Genomic DNA, 17,828 nt, shown 5'->3' with positions numbered 1-17,828 from the left:
TGCAGGGGGGACCCTGTGGGAGAGTAGGACGCCGCCGAACAATCATTCAGGAGAAGCCCCCAGCATTCGTGCTGGGGGCTTCTTCGCGTTCTGGGAGCCGCTTCGGGAGGGGGGCACGCTGGGGCGAACAACTGCCCGAGTAGGATCCGGTGGTCCGTGACGAGACCCAGGGGTTGATCAACGAATGGCGCGTCCATCCCTTACCCGCGCGCATCGCGCGCTGTTGGGCGTAGTGGCTGTCGGTGCCTGCCTGATCTCCGGGATCGGCTTCGCCGGGTCCTACTCGGCGGTGCGGGAACTGGCGCTGCGCAAGGGCTTCGGCGAGTTCTCGTACGCGTTCCCGGTCGGCGTCGACGCCGGCATCGTGGTGCTGCTGGCGCTCGACCTGGTGCTGACCTGGCTCCGCATACCGTTCCCGTTGCTCCGTCAGGCGGCCTGGCTGCTGACCGTCGCGACCATCGCCTTCAACGCGGCCGCCTCCTGGGGCGATCCGCTGGGCATGGGCATGCACGCGGTGATCCCGGTGCTCTTCGTGGTCGTGGTCGAGGCCTCCCGGCACGCGGTCGGGCGGATCGCGGCGATCTCGGCGGACCGGCACATGGAGTCGGTGCGGATGATGCGCTGGCTGCTCTCTCCGGTGCCGACCTTCCGGATGTGGCGCCGGATGAAGCTGTGGGAGCTGCGTTCGTACGACGAGGTCGTGCGGCTGGAGCAGAACCGGCTGGTCTACCGGGCGCAGCTGCGCTTCCGGTACGGGCGGGGCTGGCGCCGGGCAGCGCCGATCCAGGCGCTGCTGCCGCTGAAGCTGGCGAAGTTCGGCGTGCCGTTGGACGTCTCGCTACTGGATCGGATCGACCCGGCGCCGGCCCCGATGGTGGCCCCGGTGGTGGAGCAGGCTCCGGTGGAGACCGCGGTGAAGCCCGCGGCGGTGGGGCCGATGCTGGCCAAGCTGGCGGCCAGCCGCTGGCGGGACGGGCAGACCGGGGCCGAGGGCGCAACTGAGGCGCAGGCCCCCGAGATGACGCAGCCTCAGAGGCCGGAGCCGCCCAGCCGCCCGGGGCGGCAGGTGACGGCGCTGCGCGACATCCGGGCGGCGATGCCCGAGGGTGCCGCGGGCGCGCAGCGGCAGCCGGAGCTCGCGGACCAGGGTGCGGCGGCTCGCGCCTCCGGGCAGCGTTCGCCGTGGTTCGCGACGGCGGTGCGGGGTGGCGCCGAGCAGGCGGCCCCGGTGCAGCAGCAGGCGCCGGCTCCGGTACAGCAGCCGCAGCCGCAGCCGCACCAGCAGCAGCCCGTCCCGGCCCCGGCCGTCGAGGGCGTGCAGCGACCGCCGCTGACCGGTGCTCAGCTGATCGCCCTCGCCGAGGGACGTCCGATGGCGCCGGCACCGGCCCCCGAGCCGACTCCCGTCGCCGCGCCGGCTCCCGCTCCCGCACCCGTGCCCGCGCCCGTGCCCGTCGCCGAGCAGCCCGAGTTGGAGCTCGAGCCGCAGGCTCCGGCGCCCGCCCCGGTCCAGCAGGCCCGGCCGCAGGCGGCGCCCGTGGAGCAGACCCCGCCGATCGAGCGTCAGGTGGAGAACGTCTTCGCCCCGCGCGTCCCGGTCGCGCCGCAGGAGGAATCCTCCGAGGTCGGGCGCGAGCTGACGGTGGAGATCGCGGTGGAGGCGCTGATCGCCTATCAGGAGGCCTTCAGCCACGATCCGGACGAGGAGCGCCTGGCGCGCTACCTCTACCACGACTTCGGGGTCACCGGCCGCCGCCCGGGCATGCCGCCGAGCCGCAACGAGATGGCCCGGATCTGGCCCTACCTGCTGGAGCACTACGCCACGCTCGGCCGCGAGTAGGCCCCCGGACCGGCGTCCCGCAACCGGCGATTCGCACGACCCGACAACCGAACAACGCGCCTCCGGCAGGCGGGCACCCCATTGACGCCCGTCGGAGGGCACGACTACCGTCGCATCAACATTCTGTTGAAGCGCTGGAGGAGTCGGGATGTCCGAGGTCGAGCAGGGTAGCGGTGCCTCCACCGGGGCGGGGCCGGTGACGTTTTCGCCGTCCGCGGCGGCGGCCGTGGCCTCGCTGCTCGGCCCGGTCGACGCCGAACTGGCCCGCCGCTACCCGGGCGACCCGGGTACCCGGCAGCCGGTGCACACCGTCTACGTCCCGGCCGACGCGTTCACCGCGGGGACCGTCGCCGAGTGGGGCCGGCAGGCGCTGGCGGCGCTGGACGCGCACGCCGGGACGCCGGCCGAGCTGGCCGAGGCGCTGGGCGTGCCGGCCGACGAGCTGATCACCGAGGTGCACGCCCGGGTCCGGGCCAAGCTGGAGCGCGAGCCCATCGAGGACCTGCGGATCGACTTCGAGGACGGCTACGGCCCGCGCCCGGACGCCGAGGAGGACGCCGAGGCCGTCCGGGTCGCCCGGCTGCTCGCCGCGGCGGTCGCCGACGGCACCGCGCCGCCCTACCTCGGGGTGCGGATCAAGTGCATGGAGGCGGCCGTCCGGGACCGCGGCATCCGCACCCTGGAGCTCTTCCTCTCCACCCTGCTCGCCGAGCACGGCGGCCTGCCCGACGGACTGGTGCTCACCCTGCCGAAGGTGACGTACCCCCAGCAGGTCACCGCCCTGGTGCTGCTGCTGCAGGACTTCGAGCAGCGGGCCGGCCTGCCGGCCGGCCGGATCGGCTTCGAGATCCAGATCGAGACCACCCAGGCGATCCTCGGCCCGGACGGCCGGGCCACCGTGGCGCTGATGATCGAGGCCGCCGAGGGCCGGGCCACCGGCCTGCACTACGGCACCTTCGACTACAGCGCCTCCTGCGGCGTCGGCGCGGCCTACCAGAGCATGGACCACCCGGTGGCCGACCACGCCAAGGCCGTGATGCAGGTGGCCGCCGCCGGCACCGGGGTGCGGCTCTCGGACGGCTCGACCAACGTCATCCCCACCGGCCCCCGGGAGCAGGTCTTCGCCGCCTGGAACCTGCACCACCGGCTGGTCCGCCGCTCTCTCGCCCGGGCCTACTACCAGGGCTGGGACATGCACCCGGCGCACCTGCCCACCCGGTACGCGGCGGTCTACGCCTTCTACCGCGAGGGCCTGGCCGCCGCCGCGGCCCGGCTGGCGGCCTACGTGGCGAAGGCCGGCGGCGACGTGATGGACGAGCCGGCCACCGCCAAGGCGCTCAGCGGCTACCTGCTGCGCGGCCTGGACTGCGGTGCCGTCGACCTCGCCGAGGTGACCGCGCTGACCGGCCTGGACCGGGCCCGGCTGGACGCGCTGAGCGGCCGCTGACCGCGGCGGTCGCGGCGTTAGGGTGGGCAGCGCCGAGTCCGCCGTCCGTCCCCGACCCGTCCGGAGTCCCCGCCCCATGTCGCAGCCAGCGCCCAGGCCGTACCTCACCATCCGGGCCGACGGCAGCCACGAGATCGAGGTGAAGCGGTCCCGGTTCATCTGCCACCTCGCCCGGGTCGGCGACGAGCAGGCGGCGCAGGAGTTCATCGCCGGCGTGCGCAAGCGGTACTGGGACGCCCGGCACAACTGCACGGCCTTCGTGGTCGGCGCCGAGCACCGCCGGGAGCGGTCCAGCGACGACGGCGAGCCGGCCGGCACCGCCGGGGTGCCGATGCTGGAGGTGCTGCGCCGGCGCGGCATCACCGACACGGTCACCGTGGTGACCCGGTACTTCGGCGGGGTGCTGCTCGGCGCCGGCGGCCTGGTGCGGGCCTACGGGGGAGCGGTCTCGGCGGCGCTGGACGAGGTCGGCCTGGTGGAGCGGCGGCCGGTGGCGCTGCTGCGGGTCGCCGTGGACCACGCCCGGGCGGGCCGGCTGGAGAACGACCTGCGCGCCGCCGGGTACGCGGTGCGCGAGTCGCGGTACGAGGCGGGCGGCGTGCTGATCGAGCTCGGCGTGCCGGAGCCGGAGGTGCCCGCCTTCCACTCCTGGCTCGCCGAGACCAGCGGTGGCGGGGCGGTGGCCCGGCCCGCGGGCCTCACCCATGTGGAAGTTCCCTGGTCGGCCCCCTGAGGCCCGGTTGAGGGCCGTACGGCGCAGTGCCGCTGCACGGCGGTGTCGGCTTCGCATGTGCTTTCGGCCAAAGCGCACCAATCCGGGCCCCGAGCGAACGGCCGGTCAGTAGCCTGAGACGGTCGTCGACTTACAGGAGCAGAACCCGTCATGGCCGTCATCCGCACCGTCACCATCGAGCCGGGTAGGAACACCGGCTGGCACTACCATCCGGCGATGGTGCAGGCGGTCCTGCTCACCGGCGTGCTGACCCGGGTGCTGGAGGACGGCACGGTGGAGGTCACCCGGCCCGGCCAGTTCCTGCTGGAGCTGCCCGAGCAGCGGCACATCGGCTACAACCTGGGCGAGGAGCCGCTGGTCATCCTCGCCAACTACCACGAGCGGCCGGGCGCCCCGCTCTCGGTGGACGCCGAGCCGACCGAGGTGGGCGCGGCCGCCGAGCAGGGCGTGCTCGGGCACGGGCCGGCCGAGCGGAACTGCAACTGCACCGGCGCGGTCCGGCGGGCCGCCGCCGGCTGACCGCGGCCGTCCGCTTATACACCCGCCCGCCGCACCGGCGGTCAAGGGCACCCGAATGACACTCGAATGAATTAAATGCGGCCCGGGGCTGGAACTCCAGCTCCGGGCCGAGGCGTTCCCTCCGTACGGACCAGCCGGCGACCGCCGGCCGCCGCCGTACCTGACCCCATCGATGGAGGACCCGGACCCCACCAGAGAGCACCATGGAGGCACCACCCATGAGCATCGACTTCGCATCGGCCCGCGCCATTCCCGTGCCCGTCCCCGTCCCCGGCAGCAGACCGGAGGAGCAGGCGACCGGTCCCTACCGGATGACGGTGACGACCCGTCAGTCGCACCTCGAGGCCGCCGCCCTGGCCGACCAGTGCCTGGGCGCCTGGCTCAAGCACGAGGGGTACCCCGAACCCCCGCCCGCGCAGCTGCCCGCCGTCCCGCCCGAGCCGGCGCCCGCCGAGCGGCTGCGGCCGGCTCCCCGGGTACTGCTCGACCGCGACGACGGACCACTACCGCCCGCCACCCCCGGTGCCGCGCCCGGCCGCTACACCCGCCGCCGGCTGCGCACCCCGGCCCCGCACGGCAGCACGCAGCTCTCACTGACCATCGCCACCGAGCCCGGCGGCCCCAGCTGGGTGCGCCTGGAGGCCGACCACCTGCCCGCCGGCGCGGGCCTGCGCACCACCGCCCGGGTCCCTGTCCCCGGACTGGCCCGCCGCCTGCTCCCCCTGCTGGACGCCCTGGACGGATCCGCCGAGGTCCGCCCGCACCCTCGGCTGATCTCCGCCGCCGACGTCGACGAGGTGATCGACGAGCTCTGCGACCCGGCCCGCCGCCTGCCCACCGTGGTCGCCAGCGTCCCGGCCGATCTCGACCCGGCCGACTGGACCGCCGAGGTGCTGCACCCGCTGATGACCGGCATCACCGGCCTGGCCGTCGGCTACGTGCTCGACCCGTCCGCCCGGGTCGCCTTCAACATCGCGCTGGAGTACCACACCGTCTACGGCGGGGCCGTGCGCACCTACCTGCCCGAGGTGGACCCGGCCTCCCGGCGGGACGCGCTGCGCCACCTGGTGCTGCCCCGGCACCGGATCGAGGCCGAGCCGCGCCGGGCCGCGGCGCTGCTGGCCCGCGAGCCGCGCCGGCTGGCCGGGCTGGCGCCGCTGCCCGGCCCGCTGGCCCGGGTACCGGAGCTGCGGGTCCGGGCCGAGGACCGCCGGCCGCTGCGGCTGGTGGCACCGCCGGCCGGGGAGCAGCACGCGATGGCCCCCGAGCGGCCGGCCCGGGACCAGGAGCCGGCCCGCCCGGCCCCGCACCGGTGCTGGCGCGGCGATCCGCACCCCTGCCAGCTGGGCCGCGGCGCCGAGCGGGGCTGGGCGCTGAGCAGCCGGCTCTGCCGGCCGGTCGAACCAGCCGCCGAGGACTGGTCGGGCCCCGGCAGCTTCAGCGAACTGCTCGGCCGGATGGACGAGTTCCCCCTGCTCAGCTTCACCGGCGACGAGAAGGAGACGCTGGCCCTGGAGCACCGCACCGACAACTGGGTGCGGCTCACCTGGGAGGGGCTGACGGCCCTCCAGGAGTACGCCGCGGTCGCCGTGCAGGGCGAGGCGGGCGGGGACTTCAAGCAGTGGTGCGAGCGGGCCTCGGAGAGCGGCAGCCACTTCCCGCCGCGCAAGGCGGTGCGCGGCGAGTCGCGCACGGTCTGCACCCACACCAAGATGCGCCGGGAGCGGATGTTCGCCGTGCCGCCCTCGGTGGACCCGAGCGGCCGCGCCTTCATGGGCGCCCACCTGCGGATCGGCGGCGGCCGCACCGCACCGCGGCTGCACTACCTGGACGACTGCTCGGGCAGCGGGCGGATCTACGTCGGCTACATCGGGATGCACCTCACCAACACCATGACCAACTGACACGGTCTCAGGACCGGCCGGGGCCGCCGGCCCCGGCCGGTCCTGACGACCGGTCAAACCGGGAGGAGCGGAGGAACCCGGCGCGCCACAACCGAAAACGGTGGAGAATACGGGCGGGGTGCGCCCGCGGGGCCACCCGGCACGCGTTGGACGAGGAGCACGGGGGCCGACCGCCGATGCAGGATCCGACCAAGCGCCAGTCGGCCCTCGACGCCGCGGCCAGTCTGCGCAGCGGCTTCCTCGCCGCGGTCTTCGGCGGCAGCACCGAGGGGCCGTCCCCCGTCGGCGTGGCGGACCAGCCGGCCGGCGGCGGTGCGCCCGGCGCCCCGGCCGGGGCGCCGGATCCGCGGATCGCCGCGCACGTCCGGGCCGCCGAGCTGACCCACCACCGGACCACCACGGTCCGTGCCGAGCAGCAGCGGCTGGCCGAGCTGCTGGCCCGGCTCGGCCGCCCGGTCAGCGCGATGGACTTCGAGAGCCAGCGCCGCAGCTACGAGCCGCGCCCCTACCCGGACGCGCCCGCCGAGGCGCGCGAGCCGGTCTGGGCCGACTTCGCGCCGCCGCAGCCGGAGCACGGCGAGCAGCAGCGGCTGCTGGACTCCGACTACCAGCGGAAGCTGGCCGCGGCCCGGCTGGCCCACCAGCGCGCGCTGCGCGCGTGGCGCACCGGGCGGGCCGCCACCGCCGACCCGGCCGAGGCGGCGGCCCGGGCCGCCCACGAGCAGGCCGAGCAGGCCCGGTCCCGGGCGGTGCAGGAGTACAACGACAGCCTGGAGCAGTGCCGGGTCGCCTACCGGGAGGCCGAACCGGCCGCCGTGGAGTCGCTGCTGGAGCGGGCGCTGGCCGCGGCCGAGGCCGGCACCCCCGAGCTCTCCGCGCCCTGCCGCGCCGTCTTCCGCCCGCTGACCCGGACTGCGGTGCTCGACCTTGACCTGCCGCCGCTCGGCCTGGTCCCCTCGCTGGACGGCTACCGGCTCACCCCGGAGGGGGAGATCCACCCGGTGCCGCGGGCCCCCGCCGATCGGGCCGCCGACTACCTGCGGCTGGTCTCCCGGCTGGCGCTGCGCGCGCTGCAGGCGGTGGACGCGGTGGACACCGACGGCATCCTGGCCGGCGTGGTGCTGAACGGCTGGCTGCGCGAGCCGGCCACCACCTGCCTGATCAGCGTGGACGCGGACCGGGACGCGCTGGCCCGGACCAGGCTGGTGGAGCCGGAGCTGCTGGTCGAGGAGGAGGGCGAGCCGGGCGTCTACGCGGCCGCCGAGCAGGACGAGGCGCTGGTCCGGCTGCGCGACCTGGCGGCGGCCGTCACCCCCGACCCGTTCGCCCGGGTCGCGGTGCCGCCCTGTGCCAGCGCGGGGGCCGCGGTGCCGGCCGTCGCCGACCTGTCGGCGGGGGAGTTCGTCCGGCTGGTCCGCGAGGTGCTGACCCGGGGCGGGCTGGGCGACTGGAGCGTGCGGCTGCGCGGCCGCTCCGGGCTGGTGGCCACCGGCACCGGGGGGCCCGGCAGCGCGCTGCCGGGCCGCTGGGTGGTCTGCGCCTCCCGGCTGGAGGATCCGGTCGGCGCCGACGCGCTGCGGATGCTGGCCGAGCTGGTCGCCGAGGAGTCGGCCGGGCACGGCCTCTGGCTCGGCACCGGCGGCTTCACCGAGCAGGCGATGGACCTGGTGGAGACCCCCGGCTTCCGCCACCTGCACCTGGCCGACGGCGCGGGCTTCCGCGCCATGGCGGAGACCCACCTCGGCCTGCCGCTGGCCGTCACCGGCGTCTGACCCGGCGTCGGCCGACGGTCCGTCACCCGGAGGAGGGCGGTCGGCGGGCGCCCCGGCCGCACCCGGGCGAGGGTGGCAGGGCCGGGGTGAGTCGGGGAGCGGAGGTGCCGGTGACAGCGGTGCTGGTGGCGGCCGGGGCCTTCCTGATGACGCTGCTCGGCGGGCTGGTCGCCCAGCGGACCGGTGACCGGCGGCACCTGGTGCTCGGTTTCGCGGCCGGCCTGATGCTCGGCGTGGTCGCCTTCGACCTGCTGCCGGAGGCGGTCTCGCTGGCCCCGGAGAAGCTCTTCGGGGTGCCGCGGGCGCTGCTGATGTTCGCGGTCGGGTTCCTGGCGATCCACTGCGTGGAGCGCTCGGTGGCGATCCACCGGGCGCACGAGGGCGAGTACGCGGGCCACACCCACGCGCACGGGCACGCCCACCCGCACCACGGCCGCTCCGAGGGCGTCGGGCTGCTGGCGGCCGGCTCGCTGGTCGGGCACAGCGTGATGGACGGCTTCGCCATCGGCGCCGCCTTCCAGGCCGGCGGCACGGTCGGGACGGTGGTGGCGCTGGCCGTGGTGGCACATGACTTCGCGGACGGCTTCAACACCTACACCGTCACCCGGCTCTACGGGAACGACCGGCGGCGGGCGCTGCTGCTGCTCGCGGCCGACGCGCTGGCACCGGTCACCGGCGCGGCGATCACCCTGGCGTTCACCATCCCGGACCACGTGCTCGGGCTCTACCTGGGCTTCTTCGCCGGGTTCCTGCTCTACCTGGCCACCGCCGACATCCTGCCGGAGGCGCACAGCCCGCACCCGTCCCGCTCGACGCTGCTCTGCACGCTGGCCGGGGTGGGCTTCATGTGGCTGGTGATCGGGCTGGCCACCTGACGGCCGGTCAGTGCCCGTCGGCGGTCCGGTGCGCGGCCTCGGCGGCGCGCAGCACCCGGAGCATCACGGCCACGTCCGCCGGGTCGGCGCCGCTGAAGTACTCCTGGGCGACCTCCTGGCGGACCTGCGCCTGCAGCTCCACGGCGGCCCGCCCGGCCTCGGTCAGCACCAGGCCGACCGCCCGCCGGTCCGCCGGGTCGGGCACCCGCTCGACCAGGCCGCCCTGCTCCAGCGCGTCCACCACGGTGGTCGCCGAGCGGGGCGCGATGTTCAGCCGGTCGGCCAGTTCGGAGAGCCGGATCGCCCGGCCCGGGGTCTCGCAGCGGTCGGCGTGCGCCAGCACCCGCAGCGCCCGGCCCTGGCCCGGGGTCAGCCCGTGCGGCTCCAGCCGGTGCACGGTGCGGTGGCGGATCCGCTTCATCGCCCGGGTCAGCTCGTCGGCCAGTTCCGCGGCGTCGGGCGGGTCGAGCACCTGCGGCTGCTGCCGGCCGGGGCCGGTGGACGGGCTGGTCATGCGGGGGCTCCTCGGCGGGTCGCGTCGGGCTCAGCGTAGCCCTCGGGGGTGGTACGGAGCCAGTGACATGATGAGCCAGGCTCAGCTTTCTTCCGGCGCCCGCGGGCGCGGCAGCATGCGGTCCAGGCACCAGAGCACCAGGGCGGCCAGGCACCAGCCCGCCAGCACGTCCAGGAACCAGTGGTAGTCGCACCAGACCAGGCCCCAGCCGACCCCCAGCCAGAGCACCGCGGCCACCGCCGCCGCCACCCACGGGCGGCGTGCCGTGCGGGCCAGCAGCAGCGCCGCCACCCCGTAGCTGACGCCGGCCGTGGTGGTGTGCCCGGACGGGTACCAGCCCCACTCGTGCGCCTGCAGCGGCAGGCCCAGCGGGCCGGGGCGGGCAAACCAGGCCTTGGCCGGCACCACCAGCAGCGGGATCAGCAGCGCAGCCCCCGCCGCCACCGGAAGCGGCAGCCACCAGCGCCGGGCCCCCGCCCGCCGCCAGCGCCAGGCGGCCAGCGCCCCGGCGCCCAGCAGCAGCGGGATCGCCGGGACCGTCGAGCCGAGGTCGGAGAGGAAGTGCGCCGTGCCGTCCAGCAGCGGGCTGTGCAGGCCGTCGCGCAGCCGGGCGGTGGCGTGCCGGACGGCCCGGTCCAGGCCGAGCAGCGGACCGCGGACCCCGACCTGCCAGGAGACCAGCACCAGCAGCGGCAGCAGCACCGCGGGCAGCAGCGGGCGGCGGAGAACGGCCAAGAGCCGCCCCGAGGCGGGGGGGAGAGCCCCGGGGCGGCTGGGGTGATCGCCGTTCCGTGCGCCCCGGGGGGTGTGGGCCGGACGGCCGGTCGATCGGTCCTGTGCGGGCGCCGTCTCCGGTGCCTGGTTGTCATCTCGGGCCGGCGGGCCGACCGTGGGATGGGTCTCGCTGTCCATCTGTCATGACACTACGTCAAGCGGATTCGCACCGGGCGCGACCGAGCGGGGTTCGCACAGCATCTTCACCACCGGGAGGGCAACCTCCACCCGGCGTCGGAAGTCGGGCCGGACGGTGTCCGGCCCGACTTCCGACCTGGTGATTCAGACGCCCGCGAAGGCGTTCTCGATGATGTCCAGACCCTCGGCCAGCAGGTGCTCCGGCATTACCAGCGGCGGCAGGAAGCGCAGCACGTTGCCGTAGGTGCCGGCGGTCAGCACGATCAGGCCCTCCGCGTGGCAGGCCTTGGCGACGGCCGCGGTCACCTCCGGGTTCGGCTCCTTGGAGCCCGGCTTGACCAGCTCGACGGCGATCATCGCGCCGCGGCCGCGGACCTCGCCGATGTTGAAACCGTCGTGGGCGGCGTACTTCTCCTGCATGGCCTTCAGGCGGCCGGTCATGACCTCGCCGATCCGCTGCGCCTTGGCGTTGAGGTCCAGCTCCTTCATGGTCTGGATCGAGCCCAGCGCGGCGGCGCAGGCCACCGGGTTGCCGCCGTAGGTGCCGCCCAGGCCGCCGGCGTGCGCGGCGTCCATGATCTCGGCGCGGCCGGTCACCGCGGCCAGCGGCAGGCCGCCGGCGATGCCCTTGGCGGTGGTGATCAGGTCCGGGACGATGCCCTCGTCCTCGCAGGCGAACCACTGGCCGGTGCGGCAGAAGCCGGTCTGGATCTCGTCCGCGACGAAGACGATGCCGTTCGACTTGGCGTACTCCACGATGGCCGGCAGGAAGCCCTTGGCCGGCTCGATGAAGCCGCCCTCGCCCTGGATCGGCTCGATGATGATCGCGGCCACGTTCTCCGCGCCGATCTGCTTGTTGATCATGTCGATCGCCTGCGCGGCGGCCTCGGCGGCGCAGTTCTCGGCGCCGGTCAGCCAGCGGTACGGGTAGGCCACCGGCACCCGGTAGATCTCCGGGGCGAACGGGCCGAAGCCCTGCTTGTAGGGCATGTTCTTGGCGGTCAGGCCCATGGTGAGGTTGGTCCGGCCGTGGTAGCCGTGGTCGAACACCACCACGGCGGTCCGCTTGGTGTAGGCGCGGGCGATCTTCACCGCGTTCTCCACCGCCTCGGCACCCGAGTTGAACAGCGCGGTGCGCTTCTCGTGGTCGCCCGGGGTCAGCTCGTTGAGCTGCTCGGCCACCGCCACGTAGCCCTCGTACGGGGTCACCATGAAGCAGGTGTGGGTGAACGCCGCCAGCTGCTCGGTCGCCTTGGCCACCACGGCCGCCGCGCTGTTGCCGACGTTGGTCACGGCGATGCCGGAGCCGAAGTCGATCAGGCTGTTGCCGTCCACGTCCACCAGCACGCCGCCGCCGGCGGCCGCGGTGTAGACCGGCAGCGTGGTGCCGACGCCCGCCGCCACCGCGGCGGTCTTGCGGGCCTGCAGCTCCTGCGACTTCGGGCCGGGGATCGCGGTGACCAGACGGCGCTCCTGCGGGAGCAGCGGTGCGGCGCTCATGGGGGCATCTCCAGGGGTATCGGCTCTGTCTCTCGGTGCTTCGCAGGCTACGGCCGCCCCGGAGCCCCGGGCATGCGCCACCAGGGAGCACTGCGCCGTCCGACTTGTCCGCCCCGGCCAGCACCCCGCCACACCCCGTCGCGCCCCGGCCGCCCGGCCCCGCTCCACTACATTGAGCGGCGGGCGTGTCGCCGGCCGGGCGGCATGGGTATCCACAGAGCCGGGCGCGTCGGGGCGAGGGAGCGGGGCCGCAATGGGGTTGGACGGCACACAGAGCCGGCAGGGACGGCTCCTGGACCCGACGGGGGTGCCGCGGCAGGGGAGTGGCGGGGCGACCGCCGGACTGCGCACCTGGCTGGCCGTGCCGCGGCCGGAGGCACCCGGCGGGATCTACCGCTACGGCTACCTGGCGCCGGAGCCGGGTTCGACCGACGACGAGCGGCCGATCTCCGGGCCGCTGCTGCTCTGGCGGGCGCTGGTCGGGGTCGGGGCCTACGTCTTCGGCTACCTCTGCGTCAGCTGGCTGGTGCTGAACGTGCTGGGCTTCCTCGGCTGGTTCAACCCCAAGACGGTCAGCGCCGACCAGTTCAGCGTCATAGAGCTGCTGATCTCGATCGCCATCCTGATCGCGCTGATCCCCAGCTGCGCCCGGCTCGGCCGCTGGGTCGAGCTCTACCGGCGGTTCCTCTCGCCGGCCGGCTTCCGCCGCAACCTGCTGCCCACCCTCTCCAAGGCGGTCACCGACGAGCGGCGCGACAAGGAGGCCGCCGCCGCGGCGGAGGCCGCGCTGGCCGCCCAGGACCCCTGGCAGGCCCTCCGCCGGGCCGGCCTCGGTGCCGCGCTCGGGCAGTTGGACGAGGACACCCGGGCCGGGCGGGTGACGGACGTGGACTACGTGCGGATCCTGCGGGTGCACGGCGAGGTGGCCGCGGAGCCGGGGCTGGCGGAGCGGTTCGCGGAGCAGGTGGCGGGGCGGGGGGCCGCGGCGTGCGTGCATCCGTCGCAGGCCCGGGACGTGGCGGGGCGGGTGGCGGAGCACGACCTGCTGGTCGGGCAGGTGCGGCTCGGCACGGCGCAGGACGTGGTGAAGAACCCGCAGGCGCACCGGGGGGCCGGGTTCGCGCTGGACCGGTCGGTGCTGGCGACCTCGCTGCTGGCGGTGGGGCCGGCCGGGACCGGGAAGACGGTGCGGCTGGCCCGGCCGGTGGCGGAGGCGCTCTGCCTGCAGGCGCTGGCCCGGACGGCCTGCGCGGTGGTGGTGGGGGCGGCCGAGGCCGAGCTGGGGCCGGACTCGGGGTACGACGTGGTGATCGCGCCGGGCGACCCGGCCTCGGCCTACGGGCTGGACCTGTACGGCGCGGCGAGCGACCCGGACGCGGCCGCCGCCCGGCTGGCCGACGCGCTGCTGCCGGACGAGCTGTCGGCCCGCAGCGAGAGCGCCCGGATCGCGCTGCAGCAGGTGGTCGGCCCGTTCCACGCGGCGCACGGCCGGTACCCGGGGCTGCGCGAGCTGCGGGCGCTGCTGGGCGGCGAGGAGTCGGCCTGGAAGGCGCTGGTGGAGCGGCTGACGGCGGCCGGGCAGTGGGAGCTGTACGAGCCGGACGTGCAGCAGCGCCGGGACCGGCTCGGCCGGGCGGACGACCCGGGGGCGCTGCTGGCGGACCGGCTGGCGCTGCTGGACCGGCCGGCCTTCGCGGGCTGCTTCGAGCAGGGCGCGGCGGCGACCCGGCCGGCCTTCGCGATGCGGGCGCTGGAGCACCCGCTGCGGGTGCGGGTGAAGCTGCCGGAGCGCAGCCACCCGGAGGCGGCCCGGATCCTGTCCCGGCTGGTGGTCGGCCAGTTCCTGCAGGCCGCGGCGGCCCGCACCGACCGCTCGCTCTTCGCCGGCCTGGTGGTGGACGACGCGGCGGCCGCGCTGGACGGCGCCGCGGTGCAGGGGCTGCGCCGGCTGCCGGGGGCGAACGCCGGGGCGGTGCTGCTGTTGCGCAGCCTGGTGGACCTGCCGGAGTCGCTGCGGATGCCGCTGTTCGGGGCGGTCGGCTGCCGGATGGCCTTCCCGGGGATCGCGCCCTGGGACGGTGCGCTGTTCTCCGAGGCCTGGGGCACCGTGCTGGTGCGGGAGCGGGCGGTGACGCTGGCCCCGGACACCTCGGGCGGGATGCTGCGCAAGACCGGCCGGGTACTGCGCAAGGTGCTGGCCGGTACCGCCGCGCAGACCGAGAGCGTGACCACCCGGGAGGTGGAGCGGCAGCGCTGGACCCCGTCGGACCTGGCGCACGCGCTGCCGACCGGCCACGCGGTGGTCTCGTTGACCTCGGTGACGGGGGAGCAGGTCCCGCCGCTGCTGGTGGACCTGCGGAGCTGACGGGCCCTCGGTCGGCTGACGGCCCATCAGCCGACCTGCCGGTCTGACGGAGGGTGATCGCCAAACGGGCTTTCGGTTAGCTACGGTCCGGTGGATTCGGTGCCGCGCGTTGTCCGAAGCGTCCATAATGAGAGGTGAAACCCTCAGTCAGCTCGGCCGCAACGAGGCAGCCGGGTCGGTCCCCCCGAAGGTGCCATGCCCCCCACACTCGCCTCCGTCGTGCGCAACTCCTCCCTCCACCTCACGGTCCTCGCCGGCGCGGACCATCTGGAGCGCCCGGTCCGCTGGGTGCACACCAGCGAGCTGGACGACCCCACCCCGTTCCTGGAGGGCGGCGAGCTGCTGCTCACCACCGGGATCAAGCTCGGCACCAGCAGCAAGAGCCTGCAGGCCTACGTGCACCGGCTGGCCGACGCCGGTGTGGTGGGCCTGGGCCTGGGCGTCGGGCTCTCGCACACCGAGGTGCCGCAGCCGCTGGTGGAGGCCGCCGCGCAGCGCGGCCTGCCACTGCTGCGGGTGCCCGAGCCGACCCCGTTCATCGCGATCAGCAAGGCGGTCTCGGCGGCCCTGGCGGCCGAGCAGTACGAGGCGGTGACCACCAGCTTCGAGGCGCAGGAGGAGCTGACCCGGGCGGCGCTGGGCCAGAACGGTACGGCCGCCGTGGTGCGCCGGCTGGCGGCCCGGCTCGGCGGCTGGGCGGCGCTCTACGACAGCTCCGGCGCGCTCTCCGTGGTGGCGCCCGACTGGGCGGCCCGGCGGGCGGCCCGGCTGGCCGCCGAGGTGGACCGGCTGCGCCGCCGGCCCGCCCCGGCCAGCGCCGCGCTGGCCGGGCGGGCGCCCGGCTTCGACACCGCCGACGAGGACTTCGTGGTGGTCCAGTCGCTGGGCGCGGACCGTCGGGCCCGCGGCTTCCTGGCCGTCGGCACCGAGGACCGGATCACCCCGACCGAGCGCTACGTGCTGAACGCCGCCGTCGCGCTGCTCACCCTCACCCTGGAGCGCTCCCGGGAGCTGCGGCACGCCGAGGAGCGGATGGGCGCCGCGCTGCTGCGGCTGGTGCTGGCCGGCCAGGTCGGCACCGCCCGCCAGGTGGCCAGCGGCCTGTTCGGCGGCCTGCCGGAGGGCACCATACGCATCCTGGTGGCCGGGGCCACCCCGGTCGGCGAGCGGGACGAGCCGGACGCCCCGGTGCACGACCTGACCGAGCTGGCCGAGCGCGCCGAGCAGGCCGGCGGCCGGGCCGGCGAGAAGCTGCTGGTGGCTCGCGAGCCGGCTCGCGAGGTGAAGGACGGCGTGCCGCACGGCGAGCGCCTGGTGCTGCTCGCCGCGGACGGCGGCGCGGTGCACCGGGCCTGCCTGGGCGCGGTGGAGGAGCACGAGGGCCTGGCCCTCGGGGTCTCCGCGCCGGCTCCGGTGGAGGAGGCCGGCGGTGCCTTCGCGCAGGCCGAGCGGGCGCTGGCGGTGGCGCTGCGCGGCGGCCGCCGCTCGGTGGGCCACGAGGAGGTCGGGGCCGGCTCGCTGCTGCCGCTGCTCGGCGAGGACGCGGTGGCGGCCTTCGCCGAGGGCCTGCTGCGCCCGCTGCGCGAGCACGACCGGACGGCCCGCGGCGACCTGGTCGCCTCGCTGCGCGCCTGGCTCTCCCGGCACGGCCAGTGGGACGCCGCCGCCGCCGACCTGGGCGTGCACCGGCACACCCTGCGCTACCGGATGCGCCGGGTGGAGGAGCTGCTGGGCCGCTCGCTGGACGACACCGACGTGCGGATGGAGCTCTGGCTGGCGCTGCGCTCCGGCGAGGAGTCCGGCACGCTCCGCTGAGGTGCGCCGGCGGCCCGGTTCGCGCCACCTTGGCCAATCCGCCGGGGCCGCCGCTCGGCCTACCGTGGTCGGCGGAGCATCCAACACCGAGGAGAGGGCCGGTAGCACCGTGACCACGACCCACGCATTCTGGCTGGCCGGCCGTCAGGAGACCGGCGAGTCTTCCTTCGAGGTCCGCCACCCCTGGGACGACAGCCTGGTCGGCACGGTCAGCGTGCCCACCGACGCGCAGGTGAACGAGGCCGTGGACGCCGCCGTGGCGGCCCTGCCGGTGTTCGCCGCCACTGCGGCGCACGTGCGCGCCGCCGCGCTGGACCACGTGGCCCGCCGCCTGGCCGAGCGCACCGAGGAGATCGCCCGGCTGATCACCGCCGAGAACGGCAAGCCGGTCAAGTGGGCCCGCGGCGAGGTCGGCCGGGCCGCTTCGGTGTTCCGCTGGGCCGCCGAGGAGGCCCGCCGGACCAACGGCGAGACCATGCGGCTGGACACCGACCCGGGCGGCGTGGGCCGCTTCGCCGTGGTCCGCCGGTTCCCGCGCGGCGTGGTGCTGGGCATCGCCCCGTTCAACTTCCCGCTGAACCTGGTGGCGCACAAGGTCGCCCCGGCGATCGCGGTGGGCGCCCCGATCATCCTCAAGCCGGCCCCGGCCACCCCGCTCTCCGCGCTGCTGCTCGGCGAGCTGCTGGCCGAGACCGAGCTGCCGGCCGGCTCCTGGAGCGTGCTGCCGGTGGAGAACGCCAAGATGCCCGCACTGGTGCAGGACGACCGCCTCCCGGTGATCTCCTTCACCGGCTCGGACAAGGTCGGCTACCAGATCATGGACTCGGTGCCGCGCAAGCACGTCACCCTGGAGCTCGGTGGCAACGCCGCGGCCGTGGTGCTGGCCGACTGGTCCAGCGAGGCCGACCTGGAGTGGGCCGCCACCCGGATCGCCACCTTCGCCAACTACCAGGGCGGCCAGTCCTGCATCTCGGTGCAGCGGGTGATCGCGGACGCCTCGGTCTACGACGCGCTGGCCGAGAAGGTGGTCGCCAAGGTCGCGGCCCAGGTCACCGGCGACCCCTCGGCGGACGCCACCGACGTCGGCCCGCTGGTGGACGAGAACGCGGCCAGGCGGGTCGCCGACTGGGTGGAGGACGCGGTCGCCAAGGGCGCCAAGGTGCTCACCGGCGGCACCCGGGAGGGCGCCAGCTACGCCCCGACCGTGCTGGCCGACCTGCCCGCCGACGCGATCCTGGCCACCGCCGAGGTGTTCGGCCCGGTGCTCTCGCTGCACAGGGTCGACTCCACCGAGGAGGCCTTCGCCGCGGTCAACGACTCCGCGTTCGGCCTGCAGGCCGGCGTCTTCACGCACGACGTGCAGACCGCCTTCCGGGCCCACCGGGAGCTGCAGGTCGGCGGCGTGGTGATCGGCGACGCGCCGTCCTACCGGGCCGACCAGATGCCCTACGGCGGCGTCAAGGACTCCGGCGTGGGCCGCGAGGGCGTGAAGTACGCGATGGACGACTTCACCTACGAGCGGGTGCTGGTGCTCACCGGCCTCGACCTCTGACGGTCCCCCCAACGCGCTGCTGCGGCCCCGGCACACCCGTGCCGGGGCCGCAGCAGCGCGTTGCGCACTCCTGGCCTCCG

13 protein-coding genes are annotated in these 17,828 nt (G+C 75.5%); 10 read left to right on the top strand and 3 right to left on the bottom strand.

From position 1 onward, the window contains the following. Window positions 1-184: 184 nt before the first annotated feature. From ACFYNO_RS38800 to ACFYNO_RS38770, 7 genes are all read left to right on the top strand, one after another. Entirely contained in the window at window positions 185-1,840 is a 1,656-nt protein-coding gene (locus ACFYNO_RS38800) for a DUF2637 domain-containing protein (protein WP_388022851.1), read from the top strand. 148 nt (window positions 1,841-1,988) lie between these two features. After that, window positions 1,989-3,287: a DUF6986 family protein gene (locus tag ACFYNO_RS38795; RefSeq protein WP_388022848.1), complete on the top strand. Its 1,299-nt coding sequence runs from the start codon at window positions 1,989-1,991 to the stop codon at window positions 3,285-3,287. 76 nt (window positions 3,288-3,363) lie between these two features. After that, window positions 3,364-4,020 (top strand): YigZ family protein, encoded by a 657-nt coding sequence (locus ACFYNO_RS38790; protein ID WP_388022846.1) that lies wholly within the window; start codon window positions 3,364-3,366, stop codon window positions 4,018-4,020. 150 nt (window positions 4,021-4,170) lie between these two features. Continuing rightward, window positions 4,171-4,539 carry a cupin domain-containing protein gene (locus tag ACFYNO_RS38785; protein WP_388022843.1) on the top strand — a complete coding sequence of 123 codons (369 nt, stop codon included), beginning with the start codon at window positions 4,171-4,173 and terminating at the stop codon, window positions 4,537-4,539. A 218-nt stretch (window positions 4,540-4,757) separates the two neighbouring features. Beyond that, window positions 4,758-6,443 (top strand): hypothetical protein, encoded by a 1,686-nt coding sequence (locus ACFYNO_RS38780; protein ID WP_388022841.1) that lies wholly within the window; start codon window positions 4,758-4,760, stop codon window positions 6,441-6,443. A gap of 176 nt (window positions 6,444-6,619) precedes the next feature. Continuing rightward, the gene (locus tag ACFYNO_RS38775; protein WP_388022839.1) at window positions 6,620-8,215 is read left to right on the top strand and encodes a restriction endonuclease; all 1,596 of its coding nucleotides are present in this window, start codon (window positions 6,620-6,622) and stop codon (window positions 8,213-8,215) included. Between the two features lie 146 nt (window positions 8,216-8,361). Further along, window positions 8,362-9,090 carry a ZIP family metal transporter gene (locus ACFYNO_RS38770; protein WP_388022860.1) on the top strand — a complete coding sequence of 243 codons (729 nt, stop codon included), beginning with the start codon at window positions 8,362-8,364 and terminating at the stop codon, window positions 9,088-9,090. A gap of 7 nt (window positions 9,091-9,097) precedes the next feature. Here ACFYNO_RS38770 and ACFYNO_RS38765 read toward each other — a convergent pair whose 3' ends face one another. From ACFYNO_RS38765 to gabT, 3 genes are all read right to left on the bottom strand, one after another. Continuing rightward, on the bottom strand, window positions 9,098-9,604 hold the full coding sequence (locus ACFYNO_RS38765; RefSeq protein ID WP_388022836.1) for a MarR family winged helix-turn-helix transcriptional regulator: 507 nt from the start codon (window positions 9,602-9,604) through the stop codon (window positions 9,098-9,100). 81 nt (window positions 9,605-9,685) lie between these two features. Then, the gene (locus tag ACFYNO_RS38760) at window positions 9,686-10,339 is read right to left on the bottom strand and encodes a phosphatase PAP2 family protein (RefSeq protein ID WP_388022834.1); all 654 of its coding nucleotides are present in this window, start codon (window positions 10,337-10,339) and stop codon (window positions 9,686-9,688) included. Window positions 10,340-10,660: 321 nt separating this feature from the next. Next, a complete protein-coding gene (gene gabT / locus ACFYNO_RS38755) occupies window positions 10,661-12,016 on the bottom strand; it encodes a 4-aminobutyrate--2-oxoglutarate transaminase (protein WP_388022831.1) in 1,356 nt (451 codons plus the stop codon). A 253-nt stretch (window positions 12,017-12,269) separates the two neighbouring features. Here gabT and ACFYNO_RS38750 point away from each other — a divergent pair, with 253 nt between their 5' ends. From ACFYNO_RS38750 to ACFYNO_RS38740, 3 genes are all read left to right on the top strand, one after another. Further along, window positions 12,270-14,381, top strand: coding sequence for an ATP-binding protein (locus tag ACFYNO_RS38750; RefSeq protein ID WP_388022828.1), 2,112 nt, complete (start codon window positions 12,270-12,272; stop codon window positions 14,379-14,381). Window positions 14,382-14,576: 195 nt separating this feature from the next. Further along, window positions 14,577-16,196 carry a PucR family transcriptional regulator gene (locus tag ACFYNO_RS38745; protein WP_388022826.1) on the top strand — a complete coding sequence of 540 codons (1,620 nt, stop codon included), beginning with the start codon at window positions 14,577-14,579 and terminating at the stop codon, window positions 16,194-16,196. Between the two features lie 109 nt (window positions 16,197-16,305). After that, a complete protein-coding gene (locus ACFYNO_RS38740) occupies window positions 16,306-17,748 on the top strand; it encodes an aldehyde dehydrogenase family protein (protein WP_388022824.1) in 1,443 nt (480 codons plus the stop codon). The last annotated feature ends 80 nt before the right edge of the window (window positions 17,749-17,828 follow it).

The organism is Kitasatospora sp. NPDC006697 (assembly GCF_042869935.1).
In the GTDB taxonomy this organism is placed as follows: domain Bacteria; phylum Actinomycetota; class Actinomycetes; order Streptomycetales; family Streptomycetaceae; genus Kitasatospora.
This window is presented reverse-complemented; position numbering and strand designations above follow the sequence as displayed.

Bases quoted from the DNA above. Each gene is read 5' to 3' on its own strand.
- ACFYNO_RS38795 (WP_388022848.1), top strand. From the start codon at position 1,989: ATGTCCGAGGTCGAGCAGGGTAGCGGTGCCTCCACCGGGGCGGGGCCG.
- gabT (WP_388022831.1), bottom strand. From the start codon at position 12,016: ATGAGCGCCGCACCGCTGCTCCCGCAGGAGCGCCGTCTGGTCACCGCG.
- ACFYNO_RS38765 (WP_388022836.1), bottom strand. From the start codon at position 9,604: ATGACCAGCCCGTCCACCGGCCCCGGCCGGCAGCAGCCGCAGGTGCTC.
- ACFYNO_RS38790 (WP_388022846.1), top strand. From the start codon at position 3,364: ATGTCGCAGCCAGCGCCCAGGCCGTACCTCACCATCCGGGCCGACGGC.
- ACFYNO_RS38745 (WP_388022826.1), top strand. From the start codon at position 14,577: ATGCCCCCCACACTCGCCTCCGTCGTGCGCAACTCCTCCCTCCACCTC.
- ACFYNO_RS38750 (WP_388022828.1), top strand. From the start codon at position 12,270: ATGGGGTTGGACGGCACACAGAGCCGGCAGGGACGGCTCCTGGACCCG.
- ACFYNO_RS38775 (WP_388022839.1), top strand. From the start codon at position 6,620: ATGCAGGATCCGACCAAGCGCCAGTCGGCCCTCGACGCCGCGGCCAGT.
- ACFYNO_RS38800 (WP_388022851.1), top strand. From the start codon at position 185: ATGGCGCGTCCATCCCTTACCCGCGCGCATCGCGCGCTGTTGGGCGTA.
- ACFYNO_RS38780 (WP_388022841.1), top strand. From the start codon at position 4,758: ATGAGCATCGACTTCGCATCGGCCCGCGCCATTCCCGTGCCCGTCCCC.
- ACFYNO_RS38785 (WP_388022843.1), top strand. From the start codon at position 4,171: ATGGCCGTCATCCGCACCGTCACCATCGAGCCGGGTAGGAACACCGGC.
- ACFYNO_RS38770 (WP_388022860.1), top strand. From the start codon at position 8,362: ATGACGCTGCTCGGCGGGCTGGTCGCCCAGCGGACCGGTGACCGGCGG.